Origin of the sequence: Nitrosomonas marina, assembly GCF_900111605.1 — a bacterium.
GTDB classification, from domain to species: Bacteria; Pseudomonadota; Gammaproteobacteria; order Burkholderiales; family Nitrosomonadaceae; genus Nitrosomonas; species Nitrosomonas marina_A.
In genome coordinates this window covers 81,479-105,659 of sequence record NZ_FOIA01000006.1, presented here as the reverse complement: position 1 = coordinate 105,659, position 24,181 = coordinate 81,479, and the positions used below count along the sequence as shown (strand labels likewise).

21 protein-coding genes and 1 CRISPR repeat array are annotated in these 24,181 nt (G+C 46.8%); of the genes, 16 read left to right on the top strand and 5 right to left on the bottom strand.

Translation table 11 applies throughout. The features are described 5' to 3' along the window. Positions 1-200: 200 nt before the first annotated feature. Both secA and BMY62_RS04375 read right to left on the bottom strand, forming a co-directional pair. The gene (gene secA / locus BMY62_RS04380) at positions 201-2,921 is read right to left on the bottom strand and encodes a preprotein translocase subunit SecA (RefSeq protein WP_090657044.1); all 2,721 of its coding nucleotides are present in this window, start codon (positions 2,919-2,921) and stop codon (positions 201-203) included. Between the two features lie 223 nt (positions 2,922-3,144). Further along, positions 3,145-4,062 (bottom strand): M23 family metallopeptidase, encoded by a 918-nt coding sequence (locus BMY62_RS04375; RefSeq protein WP_090657042.1) that lies wholly within the window; start codon positions 4,060-4,062, stop codon positions 3,145-3,147. 33 nt (positions 4,063-4,095) lie between these two features. Between BMY62_RS04375 and BMY62_RS04370 the strand changes: the two genes are divergently transcribed. Beyond that, the gene (locus BMY62_RS04370) at positions 4,096-4,566 is read left to right on the top strand and encodes a DciA family protein (protein WP_090657040.1); all 471 of its coding nucleotides are present in this window, start codon (positions 4,096-4,098) and stop codon (positions 4,564-4,566) included. Between the two features lie 5 nt (positions 4,567-4,571). Here the strand turns inward: BMY62_RS04370 and BMY62_RS16070 are convergent, their stop codons facing one another. Further along, positions 4,572-4,745, bottom strand: a complete 174-nt coding sequence (locus tag BMY62_RS16070; protein WP_177170285.1) for a hypothetical protein — start codon at positions 4,743-4,745, stop codon at positions 4,572-4,574. A gap of 219 nt (positions 4,746-4,964) precedes the next feature. On the opposite strand from BMY62_RS16070, the gene BMY62_RS04360 reads away from it, so the two are divergent. The 13 genes from BMY62_RS04360 (at position 4,965) to cas2 (ending at position 18,178) form a co-directional block, all read left to right on the top strand. After that, the gene (locus BMY62_RS04360) at positions 4,965-6,821 is read left to right on the top strand and encodes a ribonuclease catalytic domain-containing protein (RefSeq protein WP_090657035.1); all 1,857 of its coding nucleotides are present in this window, start codon (positions 4,965-4,967) and stop codon (positions 6,819-6,821) included. A gap of 110 nt (positions 6,822-6,931) precedes the next feature. Beyond that, positions 6,932-7,849: an energy transducer TonB gene (locus tag BMY62_RS04355; protein ID WP_371264067.1), complete on the top strand. Its 918-nt coding sequence runs from the start codon at positions 6,932-6,934 to the stop codon at positions 7,847-7,849. Positions 7,850-7,871: 22 nt separating this feature from the next. Next, entirely contained in the window at positions 7,872-8,687 is an 816-nt protein-coding gene (gene aroE / locus BMY62_RS04350) for a shikimate dehydrogenase (RefSeq protein ID WP_090657031.1), read from the top strand. A 181-nt stretch (positions 8,688-8,868) separates the two neighbouring features. Continuing rightward, complete coding sequence (locus tag BMY62_RS04345; RefSeq protein ID WP_090657029.1) at positions 8,869-9,456, top strand: CBS domain-containing protein; 588 nt, start codon at positions 8,869-8,871, stop codon at positions 9,454-9,456. A gap of 744 nt (positions 9,457-10,200) precedes the next feature. Then, positions 10,201-12,441, top strand: a complete 2,241-nt coding sequence (locus BMY62_RS04335) for a CRISPR-associated endonuclease Cas3'' (RefSeq protein ID WP_090657025.1) — start codon at positions 10,201-10,203, stop codon at positions 12,439-12,441. A gap of 14 nt (positions 12,442-12,455) precedes the next feature. Continuing rightward, a complete protein-coding gene (gene cas5c / locus BMY62_RS04330; protein ID WP_090657023.1) occupies positions 12,456-13,157 on the top strand; it encodes a type I-C CRISPR-associated protein Cas5c in 702 nt (233 codons plus the stop codon). After that, positions 13,154-14,866, top strand: coding sequence for a type I-C CRISPR-associated protein Cas8c/Csd1 (gene cas8c / locus BMY62_RS04325; RefSeq protein WP_090657021.1), 1,713 nt, complete (start codon positions 13,154-13,156; stop codon positions 14,864-14,866). Before cas5c ends, cas8c begins: the two co-directional genes overlap by 4 nt. 5 nt (positions 14,867-14,871) lie before the next feature. Beyond that, a complete protein-coding gene (gene cas7c / locus BMY62_RS04320) occupies positions 14,872-15,753 on the top strand; it encodes a type I-C CRISPR-associated protein Cas7/Csd2 (RefSeq protein WP_090657019.1) in 882 nt (293 codons plus the stop codon). A 28-nt stretch (positions 15,754-15,781) separates the two neighbouring features. Then, the gene (locus tag BMY62_RS15910; protein ID WP_143058749.1) at positions 15,782-15,949 is read left to right on the top strand and encodes a 2-oxoisovalerate dehydrogenase; all 168 of its coding nucleotides are present in this window, start codon (positions 15,782-15,784) and stop codon (positions 15,947-15,949) included. Positions 15,950-15,966: 17 nt separating this feature from the next. Next, positions 15,967-16,071 (top strand): type II toxin-antitoxin system HicA family toxin, encoded by a 105-nt coding sequence (locus tag BMY62_RS16330; RefSeq protein ID WP_218142932.1) that lies wholly within the window; start codon positions 15,967-15,969, stop codon positions 16,069-16,071. A gap of 143 nt (positions 16,072-16,214) precedes the next feature. Further along, entirely contained in the window at positions 16,215-16,844 is a 630-nt protein-coding gene (gene cas4, locus BMY62_RS04310) for a CRISPR-associated protein Cas4 (protein WP_090657017.1), read from the top strand. 7 nt (positions 16,845-16,851) lie between these two features. Further along, positions 16,852-17,886, top strand: a complete 1,035-nt coding sequence (gene cas1c, locus BMY62_RS04305; protein ID WP_090657015.1) for a type I-C CRISPR-associated endonuclease Cas1c — start codon at positions 16,852-16,854, stop codon at positions 17,884-17,886. A gap of 1 nt (position 17,887) precedes the next feature. Then, the gene (cas2, locus tag BMY62_RS04300; protein WP_090657013.1) at positions 17,888-18,178 is read left to right on the top strand and encodes a CRISPR-associated endonuclease Cas2; all 291 of its coding nucleotides are present in this window, start codon (positions 17,888-17,890) and stop codon (positions 18,176-18,178) included. A 179-nt stretch (positions 18,179-18,357) separates the two neighbouring features. After that, a CRISPR array of direct repeats spans positions 18,358-19,893; the repeat unit is 37 nt; unit sequence GTAGCGCCCGGCTGAAAAGCCGGGCGAGGATTGAAAC. Between the two features lie 113 nt (positions 19,894-20,006). Here the strand turns inward: cas2 and BMY62_RS04295 are convergent. Continuing rightward, a complete protein-coding gene (locus BMY62_RS04295; protein WP_090657011.1) occupies positions 20,007-20,363 on the bottom strand; it encodes a DUF488 domain-containing protein in 357 nt (118 codons plus the stop codon). Between the two features lie 69 nt (positions 20,364-20,432). Further along, positions 20,433-20,915: a PH domain-containing protein gene (locus tag BMY62_RS04290; RefSeq protein ID WP_090657009.1), complete on the bottom strand. Its 483-nt coding sequence runs from the start codon at positions 20,913-20,915 to the stop codon at positions 20,433-20,435. Positions 20,916-21,215: 300 nt separating this feature from the next. Between BMY62_RS04290 and BMY62_RS04285 the strand changes: the two genes are divergently transcribed. Continuing rightward, positions 21,216-22,208: a hypothetical protein gene (locus tag BMY62_RS04285; protein ID WP_090657007.1), complete on the top strand. Its 993-nt coding sequence runs from the start codon at positions 21,216-21,218 to the stop codon at positions 22,206-22,208. 54 nt (positions 22,209-22,262) lie between these two features. Continuing rightward, a complete protein-coding gene (locus tag BMY62_RS04280) occupies positions 22,263-24,164 on the top strand; it encodes a hypothetical protein (protein WP_090657005.1) in 1,902 nt (633 codons plus the stop codon). The last annotated feature ends 17 nt before the right edge of the window (positions 24,165-24,181 follow it).

Genomic DNA, 24,181 nt, shown 5'->3' with positions numbered 1-24,181 from the left:
TAATTGACGCGGCTCCACTAAACGACAGTTTGCGACTGCTTGCCACACCCTGCCCACCAGAATCGAATCTGGCTATCAGGATTCACCATTTGTAGTCGAAAATTTTTCCTGCCCCACAGGAGAATAATCCTATTCCAATTCGTGCACAGGAAAATTGCGCAAAAGCTTATTTGTCAGCACTCATCTGATCGAGCACTGCACTACTTTATCTTGCCATGACACTGCTTGTATTTCTTACCCGACCCGCAAGGGCACGGTTGATTACGCCCGATTTTACTTCCCTGACGCACAAAGGGTTGCGCTTTTTCATCTGCACCCTCGCCACCTTCCATTCCACCCGACGCGCTATCGTGGTGAAATTCCATATTCTCGGGCGTTTTGAGTGTTTCTGTTACTGCCTCTACCTGCTGCTCGTTTTTGATCTGAACGGTAAGCAATATTCTGGTCACCTCAGCTTTAATCTCCTCGAGCATGTTGGTAAACAGTTCAAACGCTTCTCGCTTATACTCCTGCTTCGGATTCTTTTGTGCGTAACCGCGCAGATGTATACCATGACGCAAATGATCCAGCGCCGCCAGATGCTCGCGCCAGTGTGTATCAATTACCTGCAACATAAGTGCACGCTCATACTGGTGCATGATATCAGCACCAATCTGATCAACTTTGCTTTGGTAATGCTCTGCAGCAATGTCGATAATTCGTTCACACAGCGATTCTTCATGTAAATCGGGCTCTTCCTCCAACCATTGCTGAATTGGCAAATGCAATTGATACTCAGCGGCCAACGCTTTTTCCAAACCCGGCGCATCCCATTGTTCTTCAACACTTTGAGGAGGAATATATTGGCCAAACAGACCGGTTAATACACTTTCACGTATAGCAGTTATGGTTTCCGCTATATCATGCTCTGTTTCCAGCAGATCATTACGCTGCTGATATATAACACTACGCTGGTCGTTTGCAACATCATCGTAATCCAACAACTGCTTTCGTATATCAAAATTACGTGCTTCTACTTTTCGCTGCGCATTTTCAATAGCCCGTGTAACCCATGGATGTTCGATTGCCTCACCTTCTGGCATCTTAAGGCGCGTCATGATATTAGCGACCCGGTCAGATGCAAAAATGCGTAACAAAGGATCTTCCAGTGACAGATAAAACCGGCTTGAACCGGGATCGCCTTGTCGGCCAGAACGCCCTCGCAACTGATTATCCACCCGACGCGACTCATGCCTCTCTGTACCGATAATATGCAGTCCGCCATTCTGCAATACTTCATCATGCACAACCTGCCATTTTTCGTAGAGTTCCTTGATGCGCTTTTCTTTCTCCGCATCACTTAATTTGTCGTCATGACGAATACTCTCAACTTCCGGTTCAGGATTCCCGCCTAATACAATATCCGTTCCACGACCGGCCATATTGGTTGCAATCGTGATCATTTTTGGGCGACCCGCCTGAACGATGATGTTAGCCTCTTTGTCGTGCTGTTTTGCATTCAGTACCTGATGCGGCAGCTTTGCACGATCCAGCAATTTAGAAAGCAGTAGATTATTTTCGATGGATGTTGTGCCGACAAGGACTGGCTGACCTTTGTCATAACACTCTTTGATTCCTTCGATAACAGCATTGTTTTTTTCATCCATGGTACGAAAGACCAGATCCATGCGGTCATCACGAATCATAGGACGATGCGTTGGTATGATTACGGTCTCGAGACCATAGATTTGCTGGAATTCTGCCGCTTCGGTATCAGCCGTACCGGTCATGCCTGCCAGCTTCTGGTACATGCGAAAATAATTCTGAAAGGTTATAGAGGCCAGAGTCTGGTTTTCTTTCTGAATTGCAACGCCCTCTTTTGCCTCCACTGCCTGATGCAGGCCATCCGACCAGCGCCTTCCAGGCATCAATCGTCCGGTAAACTCATCGACAATGACAACTTCGCCATTCTGAATGACATAATGCTGATCGAGGAAGTAAAGGGCATGCGCGCGCAGACCCGCTGTTAAATGATGTATCAGATTGACATTAGCCGGATCATAAAGACTAGAACCGGACTTGAGCAGACCGGCCTCGGCCAGCAGTTTTTCAGCATGCTCGAAACCCTCCTCACTCAAGATTACCTGATGTGCTTTTTCATCAACACTATAATCACCCGGCGCATCCTCTTTTTCCTGACGCTTTAATTTTGGAATTAATTTGTTGATACGAACATAAATTTCAGTATCACCTTCGGCTTGCCCTGAAATAATTAACGGCGTCCGCGCCTCATCAATCAAAATCGAGTCAACCTCATCCACAATAGCGAAGTTAAGATGACGCTGAACACGCTCCGCTTGATGAGTCACCATATTGTCACGCAGGTAATCGAAGCCATATTCATTATTGGTGCCATAAATAATATCCGCCGCATACGCAGATTTTTTGTCCGCATGCGGCATATGACCGTAAATGACGCCGACACTGACGCCCAGGTATTCATAGATTTTTCCCATCCAGCCCGCATCACGTTTGGCCAGATAATCATTGACAGTCACCACATGCACCCCATGACCGGCCAATGCATTTAAATAAGCCGGCAGCGTTGCCATCAGTGTTTTACCCTCGCCCGTGCGCATTTCTGAGATCTTGCCGTCATGCAACACCATGCCGCCGATCAACTGCACGTCAAAATGACGCATATTCAGTACACGTTTACTCGCTTCGCGAACTACGGCAAATGCTTCGGGCAAAATCGCATCCAAAGTTTCTCCGTTTTCAACGCGCTGCTTAAATTCTGCAGTTTTGGCACGTAAATCAGCATCCGTTAATTGCTCGATATCTGCTTCAAGCGAATTAATTTTATTTACTGTTTTCTCATACTGCTTGATGATACGATCATTACGGCTTCCAAAAACCTTTTTGAGTAGATTACCTAACATAAATAACGAGCTGTTTAAAATTAATATCCGGAAAAACAAAGAGTGAGACAAGGTGTCTCACTCAATTTCACTCTTGTATAAAAGAAAAAAGTAGCGCAAAGACAGCGTTTAGCATGAAGCAGCCAAAATGCAATCAAACGCTTAGCACGTTCTGAAGAATAACACTATTACACAAATGGTGTAATAGCGGCACTAAGCATACTGATTCAGTTGATGCTATTGATCAGTCCGGTTTTTTCAGAAACCGTGATGGATTCTGCGGCACATCCTTATGCCTGATTTCGAAATGCAGATGCGGGCCAGTCGAACGACCGGTACTGCCTACCTCGGCGATCTTCTGCCCTTGCGTAACAACTTGACCCACTTCGACATGCAGCTTTGAGGCATGCGCGTAACGGCTGATCATTTCATCACCATGATCAATTTCGACCATATTACCATACTCGGAATGTCTATCGGAATAAACGACCACACCTCCGGCTGTTGCACGTATAGGTGTACCTGTTCTCGCAGGAAAATCGACGCCCTCATGAAAAGCACGCCTGCCTGTAAATGGATCTCTTCGAAAACCAAACCCCGACGAATACCAGTCAGTTTCAATCGGCATAACCGAAGGCATCACGCGTTTTGACAGCCGTTCGCTGCGTAACAGCGTTTCAAGCGCACTCAGCTTGTCCGACCGGTCGTCCAGCATACCGGATAATGTTTGCAGTTCCCGCTCAAATCTGGCAAAAGAAAGAGCCTCTGTGTGCATACCGGTATACGCGCCGCCCCGACCCGGTAACTGATCAAGCATAAAATCGTCCGACTCCAGGTCGGAAAGCTCCAGTAGTTGTGCGCTCACGGCATCCAATCGCAACAATTGCGCCTGCATTTCACCGAGCTTTGCGGCCATAACACTTAAGTTATCATGCAATTGCGATTGTATTTTCTGGTGTCTTTTTTCTTGCGGGCTGACAAGCAGCGCCTTCAGAACCGGTGCTTCGATGCGGTCTGCATAGCGTAATGAGAAAAAATTCAGACTCAACGCCAGCAACAGCACGGTTGTTAATATTGCACCTGTAAAAATTGCAAGGTGCAGTTTAGTCAATACTATTTTCTTTGCTTGCGCTGATTGACTGGAAATTAAGATAATATTCATAATATTAATTCCGAAGAATGAATCAAAGCAGCCATGGCTTCCAAGAAATTAAACTTATACCTTCACGCCATTGGTAGAAATTCTGAATATACGGCGTTATTAAACCATGCTCTTCAGTTAAACAAAATAAAACATATGTTAGCCGAGTCTGCAGCTATTCCGGAACACCTGATCAAACACTGCGAACTCGGTCCGTTATCCGGAAACCAGCTTACCTTATTGGCCGCAAACGCTTCAGTTGCTGCCAGGCTGAAGCATATGGTGCCTTCTATTCTGCAAAAAATTCAAAAAAAAGGATGGCAAATTTCTTCTATTAAAGTACGGATACAAAAACCCGCGCTCGACAAGTGCGCCGAGTCGATTTCAAAACAAAAAATGCGATCTTTAAAGCCCAAGATCAGTGGTACGGGTCTTAAAAGTCTGAATCGTCTTGCGCTCTCGTTACCCGATTCCGAGCTTAAAACCAGCATCCAGCGACTGTTAAAAAAAACCGGCTTCAATTGACTATTCTAGGACAACTCAAAATCAATGTCATACGTTTCTTTTAAGTTTTCCGGCATTGCTTGCAACGGGTTTGGGAACAAACGCCAAGGTTCACTTTGCTTGCTTGCCTGATCTGCATCGCCGAAGTGTAAATCGCTTCGAAAAACTTTTTCTGTTTTTTTCCAGACATTTTCACGCACCTGCAACTTCTATTCGGCCATGGACAACCTCTTTTCCCACCGCCAGCCTACCCTCTTCGTATATAATCACCATAACAAGCATCAGACAGTTCACAGGTCAAATACATCGAGTGCAAACTTAAACTACAGCAAACAGTTTTGGGCTGAAGTTTAATGTTAGGCAACTTCTAGATCAATTTTCTATCCAATCAATCGAGTTTGTAAAAGCCACCGCATGGTATGAATGTTTTTTATGAAGAATCCGGCAGCTTTAAGGTAGGCACCGTGCTCGCCGACAACACCACTTCCTTACAGGTCGAAGCAATACATGGCAAGCGTTCAAAAATTAAAGCGGCTTCCGTTCTGCTACGCTTTGAAACACCGGCATTAAACGATTTCATGGATCTGGCCCAGAAAATTGCCGACGAACTGGATCCCGATTTTCTGTGGGAATGCTGCGCACAGGACACAGAATTTGAAAGCGAATCTCTCGCGACAGATTATTTCGGTCACAAACCCGATCCGGTAGAAGCTGCGGCAACGCTTATTCTGCTGCACAGCGCTCCGATGTATTTTTACAAAAAGGGAAAAGGCCGCTACAAAGCAGCGCCACCTGATGCGCTCAAAGCTGCAATAGCCAGTCAGGAAAAAAAACGGCTGCTGGCGGAGCTTAAAACACGTTATACAGAACAGCTATGCACTGGCAAATTACCGGAAGAATTCAAAGCCAACATTGCTCAATTATTGTATAAACCGGACAAAAATTCCATCGAATGGAAAGCGCTCGAAGCCGCGAGCACTCAAGCAAAGCAGTCCGTACTCAGCATTCTGGAAAATTGCGGCGCAATACCATCAACACATGACTATCATTATCATCGATTTCTTTGGGAACACTTTCCGAACGGTATCGATTTTAGCGAAACCGACAGGCAATTGATACCGGATAACCTGGATGACCTGCCAACGGCCGATGTTGCCGCTTTCAGTATCGATGATGCTTCGACTACAGAAATAGACGATGCCTTTTCAATCACACCACTGAAACTGGGCAGTTTCAGAATTGGCATCCATATCGCAGCACCCGCCCTCGGCATCCAACCGAACACCCCTTTGGATAAAACCGCTGCCGGACGCCTGTCAACCGTCTACATTCCAGGCAAGAAAATCACCATGCTGCCAGACACTGCCATTGATTACTACACACTTGGCGAGAATCGGTCATGCCCGGCAGTTTCGTTGTACCTGGATGTTGCGGATGACTATACGGTTACACACATCGAGAATCGAATCGAAAAAATAAATATTGTGAAAAACCTGCGGCATGACACACTGGAAACGTACTTCAATGAAAGGACCCTTAACAAAGAACTTACCGACCAGCCTTTCCTCAAGGAACTGCGTATCCTGTGGCACTTTGCCTGTAAAATGGAATCACTGCGTGGCAAATCCAACGATGCCAACAATGATAAAATTGACTACAGCTTTGATGTAGAAAACGACCATGTTACGATCAAGGCGCGGCGTCGTGGTTCACCAATCGACAAGGTTGTCTCCGAGCTTATGATTTTCGCCAATACTGAATGGGGTAGACAGCTTGCTGAAACCAATATTGCCGGCATATACCGCGCGCAAGGTAACAGCAAGGTAAAAATGACCACTTCGCCGGCACCACACCAGGGACTTGGCGTTGCTCAATACGCATGGATCAGTTCGCCCATGCGCCGGTATGTCGACTTAATCAACCAGCGGCAGCTGGTTGCAATGATTCGCGGAGAAACACCGCCATACGCACGCGACAGTGACGATTTACTGATTGCAATGCAGGATTTTGAAACTGCACACAGTATTTACAGCGACTTTCAGCGATCCATGGAATACTACTGGTGCCTGCGCTGGTTATTACAGGAAAACATACAAACCATTAATGCGCAGGTAATCAAAGAAAACCTGGTCAAATTCGAGCCGATACCGCTAGTAATGCGAATCCCGTCATTACCCAACGTCGCGCCGGACACATATGTAAAACTGGAAATCCAGAGTATTGATTTGCTCGAGTGCAACATTCAGGCGAAATTTGTTGAAAAGCTGGATTCGTAAGCGAGGTAAAAGGGACGCAAACATACCGTTATTGTTATGACAAGTTTTCAGATGTTGCCTAAAATGATGTACGTCACTATTATTGTTTAATTTTATTTAAGGTCTAATCGTTGTCGGCAGCAATTAATTATTTCAACGAACAATCGTCGCTTTCCTACGAGAACAGGCAAACACGCCGCTTGTCGGGTATGATGGTGTTTTCCCTGGTTTTGCATCTGATCGTACTGTTCGGTGTGACATTTGAATTTCCGACACCCGATTTTGAAAGAATCGCTTCATCGCTTGAAGTCGTACTGGTGAACAGCAAATCCCGGTTAACTCCCGTCGATACCGAACTGCTTGCACAGTCAAATCTTGACGGCGGCGGCAATGTCGACGCAGATCAACGTGCAAAAACACCTTTTCCGGTATTGCCTCAGAGCAAACCATCACGACCTTCTCTTGCTGCAGAAGAAAAGGTCAAACAACTGGAACAGGAAACACAGAAACTGATGACTGCCCTGCAAAGCGAGAAAAGCATCGAATCTGTCGAAACCAATCCCGCGCAAATCGAGAAGCCACTCCCCACCGAGGACCCCGTTTCTTCGGATTTGCTACAGCGCAGTCTCGATATAGCACGCCTGAAAGCACAGATCGCGGAAGATCATAACGCCTATCAAAAACGTCCTAAAAGAAAATTCGTCGGCGCCCGGGCTACAGAATACCGGTTTGCACGCTATGTCGAGGACTGGCGCCTGAAAGTTGAGCGCATTGGCAACCTGAATTATCCAGAAGACGCCAAACGGGAAAAGATATATGGTAATTTGCAATTGACCGTTGGCATCCGCGCCGATGGCAGTCTTGAATCCATCGGGATTAACCGGTCTTCTGGCTTTAAAATCCTTGACGATGCCGCTATCCGGATTGTCAGGCTGGCTGGAAAAAACGGTTTTGCACCGTTTCCACCCGATATCAGCCGTGACACAGACATTCTTCATATAACCCGCACATGGGTTTTTGCACGATCTGACACCTTAACCAGCCGCTAAACGTTACCGCATTGACGCCACTATGACAGACCGTTACGCCGTTGTCGGCAACCCTATCAGTCACAGCAAATCGCCGCAAATTCATATGGCTTTCGCGAGACAGACCCAGCAGGATATCCACTATGAGGCCATACTCGCGCCGCAAAATGAGTTCCAATCAACCGTGAATACTTTTCGTCAACAAGGCGGCAAAGGCATGAATATCACCGTACCATTCAAACAGGAAGCCTGCCAAATTGCTGCCAGTCTAACAGAGCGCGCCCGTATTGCAGGTGCCGTCAATACGTTCAAGTTCGCTGATGGCCATATTCAGGGCGACAATACAGACGGCGCAGGACTGATCCGCGACATTACGATCAATTTGAAAATTCCGGTTACTGGCAAACGCATCCTGCTCATGGGAGCAGGTGGCGCTGCACGCGGAGTCATACTGCCGTTGTTACAGCAGCACCCGACCAGGCTTGTAATCGCCAACCGCACACCTCAAAAAGCCCAGTTATTGCAACAACAATTTTCAGAATTTGGTCCTGTAATAGCCAGCGGTTATATGGACCTCCCGGGTGAATGCTTTGATATTATTATCAACGCCACCTCCGCGAGCCTTAATAACGCATTACCGGAACTGCCATCCAAAATTTTTACTACCGATACACTGGCCTATGACATGATGTACAGTACTGAACCGACACGATTCCTCAACTATGCGGCGCAACAGGGCGTACGGCATCTCGCCGACGGTATTGGCATGCTGGTCGAACAGGCAGCCGAATCGTTTTACCTGTGGCGCGGCATCAGACCCGATACTCGGAACATTATCACCAATCTTAAAAAAATCTGACTACTGTCCCCACCATCATTCATAAATCTGCAACCTGTTCATTTTATTGACTTCCCGAAAAAGTAAAAAAAGATTGACCCCTTATTTTTATCGGCGTAGAGTGCTCAAAAAGACATTTATAATGTTTTTATAATATTTGATGTTCATACACATCCGTATACCGATTGAGGAGGGTTTTGTAATGACTGAATATCATGCACTTCCAGCACAACGACTGTCTGGTGTTGTCTGTGTTTTTCAGCCTGCGCCTGCCAAACGCGTCACGCTTCAGTCGCCAGCACTCGATATCATGACTGATCTGCGCCATAGTCATGTAGCAACAATTGGACCGAATGAAAGTATCGATCTGGCAAACCTGTACATGAAACAGCGCGGCGTTCGCTCGCTGTTTGTCATCAATGGCAATCACACGCTTCAGGGCGTTATTACAGCGACTGATATTCTCGGAGAAAAACCGATGCGTTTTAACCAGGAACGTCACCTTAAGCACAGTGAAATTCTGGTTTCAGACATTATGACCCCGCTAAACAACCTGGAGGCGATCTCCATGGAGGATGTCCGGCACGCCAAAGTTGGTCATATTATCGCCAGCCTGAGTGATGCCGGACGTCAACACACGCTGGTGATGGATTATGAAAGCAACGGCAGCGTGATCATTTGCGGCATCTTTTCGCTGACACAAATCGAAAAACAACTGGGCAAAACCATTCCACTTGCCGAAGTCGCCAAAACTTTCGCAGAAATTGAAGCAACAGTCATTTCAAATTAACCTGCTCTGCATAATGCGATTAAATCAGCAGTTTATCGCAACCTGCCAAATAAAAAAGCCTTCTTCCAGTGAAGAAGGCTGAAATTACAGAAGCTGTTTACAATTCTACAATACGAGCAAGTATAGCCATTCCAGATACATCATCGCCAGAAAAATCACTGGCGCCAAAAAATACGGCAGCGCATCACTGTTGAACAAGCTGCGCAAATAAGTCTGCAACCCCCGTTTCATTCTTTGTAACAGCCCGGGCATATCTGGTTGTGTTTGTTTATCGTTTTTTTTTGCTATAACAATTTTAAAACGTAAGCTCGGCATCTTCAGATAATTGTTTTCAATGAAAAAAAGGAAATAATGCTTATAAGATACTTATATTATCGACGAAACAAAATTCAAGCTAAGCAGGATAAAAACAACTAAAACATGTCAATTCAATCGATCAATCAATTACTGTCTGGTCATCACAGCAGCTTTTTCCGAGCCAGCAATCCTCGAATATTGACTCAACGACCAGTTCACAGTCGTGACACAGAGTATCTGAACGCCCGATACTAACAGAATGCAAAGCTTTTCTTGGCAAGCTTCCACAAGCATATAATGTATACCGGAAAATAATAATTGCAGGCATTCTGCAGCGCAAAATCAATCTAGATAATTGTTGCTTTGAAAATAGGGTTGAAAAAAGGTAATAATCCGTGATGACAGATTATAGTGGAGTTACGATGAACAGTTTAAGCACACAAAAATATGGGCCAAGGTACTAATCTTGCACATGTTTGCCAAGACTCAGATGGGAAATGGCTCGAACATCCACTAGACGAGCACCTATACGAAGTTGCAAAGCGTGCAAAAGCAAATGCTCAAAAGTTTTGCAGTGCAGAATGGGCTTACCTTGCAGGTTTGTGGCATGACTTGGGCAAATATCGACCCAAATTTCAACAATATATCAAATCAGCAAGCGGCTACGACACCGAAGCCCATATCGAGGGTATGCCTGGCCGGGTAGATCACTCAACAGCAGGCGCTATACATGCCATAGAAAAACTGGGTTTGCAAGGACGCATTCTGGCTTATCTGATTGCCGGGCACCATTCCGGATTACCGGATTGGAACAGTACAGAAAGCGGTCAATCTTCACTTTTTAATCGAATTGAGAACGGAAAAGAGAAAGGCTACCTAGAAGAAGTATTGCGAGCTGTTCCACCAATGGCGATTCTTAACAACATTACACCCTCATCATTGCCGCCCAATGGTTCGCTGGCCTTATGGCTAAGATTATTATTTTCATGTTTGGTTGATGCAGACTTTCTTGATACCGAGGCTTTTATGGATCACGAAAAATATACGCTTCGTTCGGCTTATCCTTCGTTGGCAACACTGAAATATGTATTCGATCTGTACATGAATGAGAAATCCGCGAAAGCTAAAACCAGCAAGGTAAATCTAATACGCGCGAAAGTACTGAATCAGTGCTACGCGAAAGCCGTATTGCCTTCCGGCTTATTTTCACTTACCGTCCCGACTGGTGGTGGAAAAACACTTTCGAGCATGGCTTTCGCGCTCACACACGCAATACACCACGGTAAGCACCGTGTGATATACGTAATACCTTACACCAGCATTCTCGAGCAGACAGTGGAAATCTTTCGAAATATTTTTGGGGCGGAAAGTGTCATTGAACACCACAGCAACCTTAATCCGGATCGTGAAAACCTCCGTTCCCGGTTGGCTTCAGAAAATTGGGATGCGCCGGTTATTGTGACCACAAACGTGCAGTTTTTTGAATCACTGTTCGCTGCAAAAACAAGTCGATGCCGCAAGCTACACAATATCGTCAACAGTGTAGTGGTATTGGATGAAGCGCAATTAATGCCACCTGAATTTCTTACGCCGATTTTGCATGTCATGCAAGATTTGGCAAACGGCTATAAAGTCAGTTTCGTACTATCCACTGCGACGCAACCAGCCTTTTCTCCACGTCCGAAATTTCCGGGTTTAAAAGAAGTGCGTGAATTGATGGATGATCCTGAACAGCTTTACACCGGTCTCAAGCGAGTAGAAGCAGAATTGCCGGATGATTTTACAAGCCAACGCACCTGGGAATCTGTCGCAGAAGAACTTATTCAGTTTGAATCAGTACTCTGTATTGTTAATTCACGTAATGATTGTCGTGAGCTGCACGGTTTGATGCCCAGTGAGACGATTCATTTGTCCGCACTGATGTGCGGACAGCATCGTAGTCAGGCCATTGCCGAGATCAAGCGACGTTTGAAAACTGGCTTACCTACGCGTGTAGTAAGCACACAATTGGTTGAAGCGGGTGTGGATATGGATTTCCCGGTGGTTTATCGTGCACTGGCTGGTTTGGATGCCGTAGCGCAAGCAGCCGGGCGCTGCAATCGTGAGGGCATGAAATCCAGCTTGGGGAAAGTGGTTGTTTTTGTGCCACCCACGCCCGCGCCGCCCGGATTATTACGCAAGGCGCAGCAAAGCGGGGCGGAGGTCATGCGGTTAAGCAAAGGCAATCCATTGTCACGGGAGTGTTTTGAAGCATATTTTCAGCATTATTATGCTAGCTTGAACAGTCTGGATGTGGCAGGCATTATTAGTTTGCTAGATCTGAATAATTCAGCCGAAGCGAGAAAGGCTGAGTTGAATTTTAGAACTGCTGCCAAAAATTTTCAGTTGATCAATGAAGAAGGACAAACGGCTGTCATCGTACGATTTGGCGAGAGTCCTGGATTAATCAATACATTGGAGAACAGCAAAAACATGCATCCCCGTGAACTCCGGGGTATTTTTCAGCGATTGCAGCGGTATACAGTTAATATACGTGAACATGAGTGCCGTAAATTGCTAAAAAATCAAGAAATTGAAGAAATGTTTCCCGGTATTTTTATTCAGAAATCCGATATGCTTTATGACTCACGGCTGGGGCTAATAATGAATCAGGGTATAGTTTTTGATCCGACGCAAAGCGTCGTGTAGGCATAGGAGTGCAAATGAAAACATACTGTCTTGAAGTCAGCAGTGATCTGGCCTGTTTTACACGCCCGGAAATGAAGGTCGAACGCGTCAGTTACGATGTGATGACACCGTCATCTGCGCGTGCGGTGTTTGAATCCATCTTGTGGAAACCGGCGATTCGATGGCATATCGAGAAAATCGAAGTACTCAGGCCGATTCACTGGATTACCGTCCGGCGCAACGAAGTGGGCGCGGTCATTTCGATGCGCAATACACAAGAAGTCATGAACAAAAATGCGGGCTGTCTCGGATTAAATATCGAAGATGAACGCCAGCAGCGAGCGGGATTATTTTTGCGCGATGTCACGTACCGCATTCATGCGCATTTCGAGTTACTGCCGGATGCCGGTGAGAACAATACCGCGGCCAAATTTCTGGATATGTTCGAACGCCGCGCCGGGAAGGGCCAATGCGTTAATCAGCCTTATCTGGGTTGCCGGGAATTTGCCTGTGATTTCCGCCTAGTGGATACAGAGACAACACATCCCGCTTGGGAAACGTTGAGTGCTGCTGAGAAAACAGATTTGGGATTTGAAAGTAAGCGTGATCTAGGCTGGATGCTGTACGACATGGATTTTAGTAATGTTACCAATCCTCAGCCGAAGTTTTTCCGTGCAAAGTTGGAAAATGGCGTGTTGCATGTGCCTTCATGGAATAGCGAGGAGGTACGAGGATGATTTTACAAGCACTCAATGAGTATTATCAACGCAAATCCCAAATGCCTGACAGTAATCTGGCGCCATCAGGATTAGAATACAAAGAAATTCCCTTTCTGATCGTGTTGACAGCGAATGGTAAATTTGTCGGGTTCGATGATACCCGTGAAGGCGAAGGTAAGAAAAAGACCGCAAAATCGTTTCTAGTGCCTCAAACTGTCAAGCGTTCTTCGGGAGTGGCAGCAAATTTGCTGTGGGACAACCCCGGTTATGTTCTAGGCGTGGACAACAAAGGAAAACCTGAGCGTGCCCTTGAACAGCATAAGGCGTTTGTTGAAGCCATTCATTTCCGTTTCCCAGCTTGTGACGATGCAGGTATTCAGGCTGTTATCGCTTTTCTCGATGATCATAATTTCGAGCAAGTTTTTAGCCAATCGTTATGGCCAGAAATTCTGGGTACGGGCGCCAATCTGACATTCAGATTGGAAGGTGATGCTATACCTGTATGTGAACGGCCTGCTGTTGTAGAGATACTTGCAACGTTTGAAGATGTTGATCTTGAGAAAACCGCATGCTGTCTGGTATCCGGTGAAGCGGATGTGATTGAGCGACTTCATCCTTCTATCAAGGGCGTATGGGGTACGCAAAGTTCGGGGGCCAGTATCGTTTCATTTAATCTGGATGCTTTCAGTTCGTATGGTAAAACGCAAGGTGGCAATGCACCAGTAGGAAAGCAGGCGGTATTTTCTTATACAACGGCACTTAATCACCTGCTGGCCAAAAACTCAAAGCAACGTTTGCAGGTTGGCGATGCATCCACGGTTTTCTGGGCTGCGACTCCGAGTCATCCGATGGAAGAACTCTTCCCCGGCCTTTTTGGCGAACCAACGAAGGACAACCCTGATTTAGGAGTGAGTGCAGTTTCTGCTTTGCTGAACGCACCGAAAACGGGTAGCAATAGCTTTGAAGATGACAATACTCGCTTTTATGTATTGGGACTGGCACCCAATGCCGCCCGCATCGCTATACGTTTCTGGCATGTCAAAACGGTGGAGGAATTGGCTGGTAATATTCGCAGATATTTTGAGGATTTGCGTATTGTCCATGCACCACATGAACCGGAGACATTCTCTTTGTTTCGCCTATTGGTGGCAATAGCTTCATTAGGTAAGTCTGAAAATATTCCACCCAATCTTGGGGGCGATGTTATGCGTAATATCATTGAGGGAGCACCGTATCCACAGACTTTATTATCCGGAGCAATTCGCCGGATACGGGCTGAACAGGAAATCACATATCCGCGTGCAGCAATCATCAAGGCGTGCATAAACCGTCAATCCGGAAAGGAGGAACTTAAAGTGTCACTCGACGAAAAAAATATCAATTCTGCTTATCGGCTGGGTCGGTTGTTTGCGGTCCTGGAACGCATTCAGGAGAGGGCCAACCCTGGTCTCAATGCAACGATTCGTGATCGTTATTACGGCGCTGCTTCAGGCGCACCGGTAACCGTTTTTGCAACACTGCTCAAATTGAAGAATCATCATGTCGCCAAGCTAAACAATATGGGCGAGACTATCAATTATGAAAAGTTACTCGGAAAAATTATGGATGGCATTTCCGATTTTCCTGCTCAACTTAATTTACAGGATCAAGGCCGTTTTGCTATCGGTTACTACCATCAGCGCCATGCCTTTTTCACTAAATCAGAGCCTACTAACAAAGGAGAATAATAATCATGGCACTCAAAAATCGCTACGATTTTGTTTTGTTGTTTGATGTGAAAGACGGTAATCCCAATGGCGATCCGGATGCAGGAAACTTACCGCGAGTGGATGCAGAAACAGGACGTGGATTGGTGACGGACGTTAGCTTGAAACGGAAAGTGCGCAACTTCATAGGTTTGGTAAAAGGTGAGCAACCACCCTATGAAATTTATATTAAAGAAAAAGCTGTACTCAATAATCAGAACAAACGTGCTTATATTGGGATCAATAAAGCGGAGCTGCTTGAAGGTGACGATAAAAAACGCAAAGGTGGTAATGCCGTTGAAGAAGCTCGGCTGTGGATGTGCCGGAATTTTTACGATGTACGCACGTTTGGTGCGGTCATGTCTACCGGGATCAACTGCGGTCAGGTGCGTGGGCCGGTACAGATGACATTTGCACGTTCAGTAGATCCCGTTGTTCCACAAGAACATGCCATAACCCGTATGGCGGTGGCCACAGAAGCCGAGGCTGAAAAACAATCGGGGGATAATCGCACGATGGGCCGTAAATTTACTGTACCGTATGGTCTTTATATTGCGCATGGCTTTGTCTCTTCTTTTCTGGCCAAGCAAACCGGGTTTGATGAAAGTGATCTGGAATTGTTATGGCAAGCGCTGATACAAATGTTCGATCATGATCGTTCTGCAGCACGGGGCGAAATGGCAACGCGCGGCCTGTATGTTTTTAAGCATGACAATGAACTTGGCAATGCGCCAGCCTTCAGTCTCTTTGAGCGTATACAGCCAAAACGCAAAGATGGTGTTGTCGTACCGCGTTCGGTTGAAGATTATCAGGTTTCTGTTATTGAAGATGAGTTGCCATCCGGTGTGACGCTTGAGAAGAAGGTGTGACAATGAAAAGCGCTAATGAAATTTATTTTTGGTTGAAGAAGCACTGGAAGGGGGCTATACGCCGTGTGTATCAAGCGAATCGATTCTTTCCGAAACGGGTGATCTTTCCAGTCTGTATCAGCGAATGCGGGATGCCGTTCATCGGCACTTCGATGACGATGCAGCACATCAAATAATCCAGGTGGATTTCGTATGAGGAGAAGTGATTCGCGCATGAAACTGCCAAGAAATATTTCTGGCAATCAAATGATCAAAGCGTTTGAACGGCTCGATTATCGAATAACCCGGCAAACTGGCAGTCACGTCAGGCTTGAATGAACGATTCCAGAAAAACATCATTTGACCATCCCGATGCATAATCCTTTACACATTGGTACGCTTCCTGCCATTTTGAATGATGTGAGCAGGCACCATGTACTATCGAAAGAAGTGTTAGTCGGCCGACTGTTTGGTAACAACCAATGAATACCGAAGAAACGGATGAGCCTATCATGCTTTCAGCCCTGCAGCATTACAGCTATTGTCCGCGACAGTGTGCATTGATTCATATCGAACAGATGTTCGACGAAAATGTTCACACCATGCGCGGCAATGCCGTGCATCAACACGTCGATGAACCGGGATTGGAAACTTTTGAAGGTGTGCGTATAGAGCATGCATTGCCGGTTTGGTCAGAGCAATTGGGATTGATAGGAAAATGCGATGTGGTGGAATTTCATCCTGATGGACGCATTTATCCTGTGGAATACAAACACGGGAAGAAACGTGCAAAAACCCATGACGATATTCAGCTTGCAGCACAGGCACTTTGCCTGGAGGAAATGACTGGCAAACCGGTGACACATGGCGCAATTTATCATCACTCGTCCCGTCGCCGCCGCGAGGTTACGATCAACGATGTTTTGCGTCAACAGGTGAAAGAAACTGCACAAGCTGTGCGAACATTGCTGGTCTCCGAAAAATTACCTGCGCCGCTGAATGATGAGCGCTGCAAGGAGTGCTCGCTGAAAGAAATCTGCCAGCCCCGAATTATGGCTGATAAAGACAGCCAGCAAAAATTGCATATAAATTTATTTGAACCGGACCAATAAATCATTCATGTATCAAATATTCAATACACTGTATGTCATGACACCAAAATCCTATGTGCATCTTGAAAATAATACTTTGCGCATTGATGTGGAACGGGTAAAAAAACTTCAGGTTCCATTGCATCATTTGGGCACGGTTGTCTGCTTTGGTAACATCATGATCTCCCCGGCATTGATGCATCGTTGCGCCGATGATGGTATAGGCTTGGTATTGCTTGATGGCAATGGGCGTTTTAAAGCACGGCTGGAAGGTGGCGTCAGCGGAAATATTCTGCTTAGACAAGCACAACACCGCATGGCTGCAAATGAGGCATTTACCCTAACAATTGCAAGAGCCGCAATTGCTGGAAAATTGCGTAACTGCCGTCAGGTGTTATTGCGCGGTGCACGCGAGGCAACAAATGAAGATGACAAGAAAATGCTCGGTAATGCAGCGCAATCGCTGGCTACTTCAGTCCGTAACCTTCCCCTAGCCGCTAATCTTGATATCATACGCGGCATTGAGGGAGACGCTGCGAAGGTTTATTTTTCAACCCTGATCTATTTGGTACGTAGCGATAAGCGGAAATTTTTCAGTATGGATGGACGAACACGCAGACCGCCGCGCGATCGCTTTAATGCGCTGCTGTCGTTTCTGTATTCGATAGTCATGAACGATTGCCGTTCGGCGATAGAGAGTGTAGGTCTTGACCCACAATTAGGTTTTCTCCACAGTGTACGACCCGGAAGAGCAGCGCTGGCTCTGGATTTGATGGAAGAATTTCGCAGCATTCTGGCCGACAGACTGGCACTCACTTTAATCAATCGCGGACAAATTACGGAAAATGATATTCAGGAACGGGAAGGCGGTGCTGTTCTCCTGCAGGATAAAGCCAGAAAAACAGCTGTCACGGCGTATCAGGAACGCAAACAGGAAGAAATCACACATCCGTTACTAGATACAAAAATTCCGTACGGGCTCTTGCCTTTGTTACAGGCACGCTTCTTATCTCGCACAATAAGCGGCGAAATGGACGGTTACATTCCATTTCTGGTGAAATAATATGCTGATTATTATTACTTATGATGTTTCAACAGAAACCCGCGCAGGACGCCGCAGATTGCGGCGTGTAGCAAAAATCTGCGAAGGCCACGGTCAACGTGTTCAGAAATCCGTTTTTGAATGCAAGGTCAATTTAATGCAATTCGAAGAACTCGAACGACAACTACTGGCTGAGATTGATGAAAAAGAAGACAGTCTGCGTCTATATCGATTGACAGAACCTGTTGATTTGCATGTTAAGGAATACGGCAATGTTAAATCTATTGATTTCGATGGACCACTCATTGCCTGAATTACGCGGACATAAAGCGACACCCAAATACCGGCACGTTCGCGCAGATACTAATATATTGAAATACAACAGCATTTCAAAAACCACTTATTATCCGGTTCCTCCTCCACGAATAAAATGCAGCAGTTCGCGTAATTTGATAAAAATTAACTTTAGTATGATAGAGTTATAGTTGTACCGTAGCGCCCGGCTGAAAAGCCGGGCGAGGATTGAAACTAGGCGGTGGACTGCAATCTGCAGGCAATGCGCTCGTAGCGCCCGGCTGAAAAGCCGGGCGAGGATTGAAACCGCTGTCAACGATACTATTCAGCACGAGAACCGGGTAGCGCCCGGCTGAAAAGCCGGGCGAGGATTGAAACAGCATGAGACAACTCAGCAGTAAGTTCTGCTATTTGTAGCGCCCGGCTGAAAAGCCGGGCGAGGATTGAAACTAATTTCGGGGTTTTTTTCTCATGCCAAAAATGGGTAGCGCCCGGCTGAAAAGCCGGGCGAGGATTGAAACCCTAACATCTTCTCTTGTTTCAATATCGTGAATACGTAGCGCCCGGCTGAAAAGCCGGGCGAGGATTGAAACATTAAATCGGTGAACTCCGCAGTAATAGGATACTGTAGCGCCCGGCTGAAAAGCCGGGCGAGGATTGAAACACGTCGGTGGACAACCGCCTCGGTGGATTGGCGGGGTAGCGCCCGGCTGAAAAGCCGGGCGAGGATTGAAACTCTACCAAGCCAATGACTTTGTTCACTCATAATAGTAGCGCCCGGCTGAAAAGCCGGGCGAGGATTGAAACACCTTTAAAAGTTTCTGAAATAACATCTGGATTTTGTAGCGCCCGGCTGAAAAGCCGGGCGAGGATTGAAACTTATAATCACAAGAATGGGACTCGATTTGCATTGGTAGCGCCCGGCTGAAAAGCCGGGCGAGGATTGAAACAAGCAGAGCAACAACCAGCCCCGCAAGTGACACCAAGTAGCGCCCGGCTGAAAAGCCGGGCGAGGATTGAAACCATGAGTGCCCGCCCAGAATGTCGGCGTGCTGTCGTAGCGCCCGGCTGAAAAGCCGGGCGAGGATTGAAACTTAGAATAGAAGAAAACAGAAATCCAATGATAAAAGTAGCGCCCGGCTGAAAAGCCGGGCGAGGATTGAAACATTAATATTTTGTTTATGATGAAATTCCACCATCGTAGCGCCCGGCTGAAAAGCCGGGCGAGGATTGAAACTTCGCGCCGGAATCGTGGCACCCCACGCCCAAACGTAGCGCCCGGCTGAAAAGCCGGGCGAGGATTGAAACATACAGTGGCTTACCTGCCGCGATTGCTACAAGGGTAGCGCCCGGCTGAAAAGCCGGGCGAGGATTGAAACTGTGCGCCGGTAACACCCATTTGACCGGCCGCTTGTAGCGCCCGGCTGAAAAGCCGGGCGAGGATTGAAACAGCGTAACTCGTGCCGATTGTTGGCTCATACGGCGTAGCGCCCGGCTGAAAAGCCGGGCGAGGATTGAAACAAGTATCAACCGAGAGAATCGACGTACGCCCTTGGTAGCGCCCGGCTGAAAAGCCGGGCGAGGATTGAAACTGTACTACCATCACGAAAGCCTTGATACAGTTGGGTAGCGCCCGGCTGAAAAGCCGGGCGAGGATTGAAACCTTCCAGCTCGTACCGTTCCCGGATCAGGTCTTTGTAGCGCCCGGCTGAAAAGCCGGGCGAGGATTGAAACCCCTCTTTGTCCCGATAAACACACATCACAAAATTAGTAGCGCCCGGCTGAAAAGCCGGGCAAAAGCAAGATCCAAACAATTTACGCATTTTTACGTAAAAAATGTTACTCCACTACTGCGATATAACCAGTTCTATATATTCTTTTAATGCAACGGCGTGATTATGCTCAGGATCTTTTGCTGCATATAAAAGCACCACATCGGATTGATTGATATAGCCCAGCAATTCACCAACGGCTTCTGTCCCGGCATCCAGTTCGGCAAAATATTTATCCTTGAATACCTTCCATTTCCGGGCGTCATGCTGAAACCAGCGGCGAAGCCCGGTTGACGGCGCTACAGATTTCAGCCAGACGTCAAGGGCTGCATTTTCCTTTGAAAGCCCTCTTGGCCAAAGCCGGTCGACCAGTATTCTCATGCCGTCCTTCGGGTCAGGTTCGTCGTAAACTCGCTTGACTGTCAGTGTCATCAAATCGATCGTAGCTTACCGTACAGCATTGAACGACGGCAGGCCTCAATTCAAATACGCTCATCACAGTTAATCCTGATTGACGGTTTTTTTTGCTTTTTTCTTTTTGACATTACCGCCGGAATGTTTGCCGATGCTCTGCGGCTTGCCTTGTTTTCCGCCGTTCAGTTTCTGCAGAAACGCCTGTTTATCAGCGGGCGATACAAGAATCGCTTTATTCGTACCGTATTTTATTTCCAGACGATCCAGCGACAATGCCGGACTTGCACCGGCGTGGCGGGTTTCCTGAACAGAGGTAATCGAATCAATCGGTATAGTCCATGAAAACGGCCCGCTGGTTATTTTAAGATTATCGTCATTAACGATATATCGTGTAGATACCAGTATCCACATTGGAAAACCTGCACCAATTAACAGCGTGACAACGGCCAGAATGGTATTGAACATACCGCCGACTTCCAGCATTACAGATGCGCCCATCAGGCATGCGATCACTGAAAATACCAGCAGGAATACCAGCGATTTGTCGATTTTAGATTTAAATGCATACATAAATTTAAAGCCGTTATTTTTTGTAGTTTACATTCCGCACAACAATTGATAACACATTGCTGCCCAGCTGTCTGACACATTATGTCATACCGGAAATTACAAAAAAATATTAATAAGCAGTATAGGCTGTATCGCAAATTTATTTGCAGTTTGCAACGAATACTGGTTAGATAGCAATTGCGTGCTTCGCACTCCTCCAATTAGAGAGGAAAAAACGTTTCATGTAGATGCATTTATGTTCACTGCCAGCCGTTGAGGAATGATATCAGACGGCCGGATACGTTGACTGGAGGTGGAACTATGCAACCTATAGGCGCTAATGCACAGCTTCTTTCTAATGATGCACTGGCAAAATGGCTGATCGAGGATTTTCCGTTTCGTATACAGCTTTCATCCATTTTTCCGTTCATTCCCGTTTCAGGTCATTCACTCCGTTATGCCGCGACAGGTGCTTTGACCCCGGGCAACGCTATTGGCCAGAACAGTCCAATCCCCGAAGACACCAAACAGCCGAACGATCCGAATCGCGTTTACCGGTTTGCCGAAATTGCCACTCACTTCCGCGTTAGCTATAAAGCGCAGGATATTTTCTCATCCAATGCAAATGACCAGGTTGCCGTCCAGATGGCGCTTGCTGTCAGGGAACTGTTATACAAGTTCTGGATACTGTTTGAAAGGGGCGATGCTTCCGCTAATCCGGAAGAATTTGACGGATTGCTTAGTCTGGTTAATCCGGGCAACACAATAGACCTTCAGGGACGCCCGCTTACACTGGAAGACTTGGACAGAGCCAAAGAACTGGTTCGCGCCAATGACGGACGCTGCGTTGTCATATTTACCAGCAGCATTGGCAAACGCGCCATCAATGCATCCCATTATGTCAGAGGACTCAGGCCGGACAGTGAAGAAATGGAGTTTACCTGTCCTGACGGCACAATAAAATTTGAGCATGTACTCAAATTTGACGGCGCACCGGTGTATATCAATGATTTGAATCAGGTATACGAGTGCGGCCACAATCATGTCGGCGCAGCCATATCACCGGAGAACGTTCTTGAGCTCAATGGCATGGAGCCGCCTTTGGCAACAAATATCTGGTTTTTATCGCTGGGACCGGGCAACCTGCACGGTATTAAGCCGGAAAAAGCGCAAAACATTATTACGCGTTCAACGATTCTTGCCGATGCGTCCACGCTGGTCTACCACTTGTCGATGCCAGCTGGTATTGCATTGGGCAGTTCGGCCGCATTGTCGGTAATCAGGAACGCCACCATTCCGGTTTGCGGCAAATAGTCCTGTCGGTGCCTGATCACAGCGCATCACGGTAAACACGAAGAGTGAATCGTTATGGTTAAAGAAAGAGAAGAATGTCAGTGTTCTGAAGCGGACGTCGACACGCCTCATTCTTTGGAGAACCCCCTGGGCATTTCTCCCGGAGCACGAAAACTGTTACGGTCGGCAAATAATCCGCTCGAATTCAGAAACAGTGTCCAGATAACTGACTGGCCAGCTACAATGCATCCCATTGAAGACGAAGATCTGGCAATTTTTTCCGGCGCAGAAAACGCTTTCAGCGAGCCGACAACAGCTGAAACATTCGCGGAATCGGAGTGGCGGGAGCCTGACGAAATTCTTCATGAAACCTGGCCGCCACCGGAGACTGACACTGACCGCGTGGACGAAACAGAATGGGAACCGCGACCCGAGGATGTCGATGTTGCATCATCGGAAATCAGTTTTCTGTCAGACATAACGCTGAACATGAGCGGTGTTACGCACATGACGCCAGGTTTGCAGAGTCTTGCCGGCACCCCGATCGGCGGCCTGGTCAGCGCCAGCTACTCGGCATTCTGGCTGCCGCCCGCTAATGGCATGCTATATACCGATATCGATGATTACGGAAGAACGGTTGTACGCAACAAATGTGAAATGACCGTTTTCTTTCAGATCGAAATTCTAAAGGAAGGCAAAGTCCACGTACTAAGAACCCGGTTCAGTGATTTCAGGCCGGAACTGAGGCTCTATAAAGGCGCCAGTCTTCGTATGCATATATCGGCAAGAGACATTAAAGGGTTGCCTGGAAAACTGATCATCGAATGGCAACGAAATGGCACACCCGTCAAGTTCGTTAATATCAAGAAGCCCGGTCAGCAGGCTCAAGAACAGGATCAATTGGAAATCAGCGCGAAAGGTAAAGAAGACCTGGAACAAAAGATCAAAAAAATAGAGAAAGAAGGCTGGATATTTCTGGTGCCGCCACCGCAACCGTTACCCAAACATCCCGCAACAGCTCAGGAAATGCTTGTCGGTACTATCAAGCTTATTCCCGACAACGACCCACAGAACCCCTGCGAAGACAGCGACAAGCTAAGCGTAATCTGGAGCGCAGCCGAAAAATCCGGCAGTTCTTCCCACAAAGGCCCTCTTTCCTTTTATGCCGGAAGCAATTTGATACAGATAGCACAGACGCCCAGAGATTACACACGCGAAGGAACGCAGTATAAGATTTTTGATCTGGAGCTTTACTGGGCTGTCAAAAATCCACGCAACTGCTGCAAGACCGCGCATCCCTATGCGGTGATCCAATTTGCCTGGGCCCGGGCGCTGATTAAGCAACAAGGCAAATTCAGAAAACAGGTGCTCGGTCATGACTGGACGCTGGACATTCTGGATTCGGAAAAAAGTCTGGCCCGCAACGGCAATGCATACGACCCCAGGTTCACCAACAATCCCCGGAATACACGGCCACAGACCAAACCCGACATCAGGCCCGGCAAAACACCCAACCGATCCGGCAATAAAAAAAATTCCAAACCAGCCATTGTGCAGCAGGACTCTCCGGGTATTTCCTTCAGTCATTTCTTTGGCGAAAGGGGCGACGACAGTAAATTCATTCCAGGGCTTTCAGGCAGGGGCGGATGCGTGATTATAGATTTCGACGCGTTTCTCGTTTGCGACAATCCGGCATTCCAGCAAGGCAATCCTGCCGAAAACTATAAACGCGCCACGGTCGAGAAAAGGATACAGTACAGAATTATTTTCAAATTCAATGGAAACGCTCAGGCACCGAATGTTATTCCTAAAATCATCAGTGTATATGATAAGAAAGGGTGCAAAAAGCCATTGGAATATTATTTAAAAAAATTTAAATTATTGCAACAAGCTTACAGCAGACCACCGGAAAGCCTGCTGGAAGAAGATGAAAAATATAAAAAAGAAAACGAAAAGATTACGTTCGAAGACTGTTGAATCACAACACCTCTGTT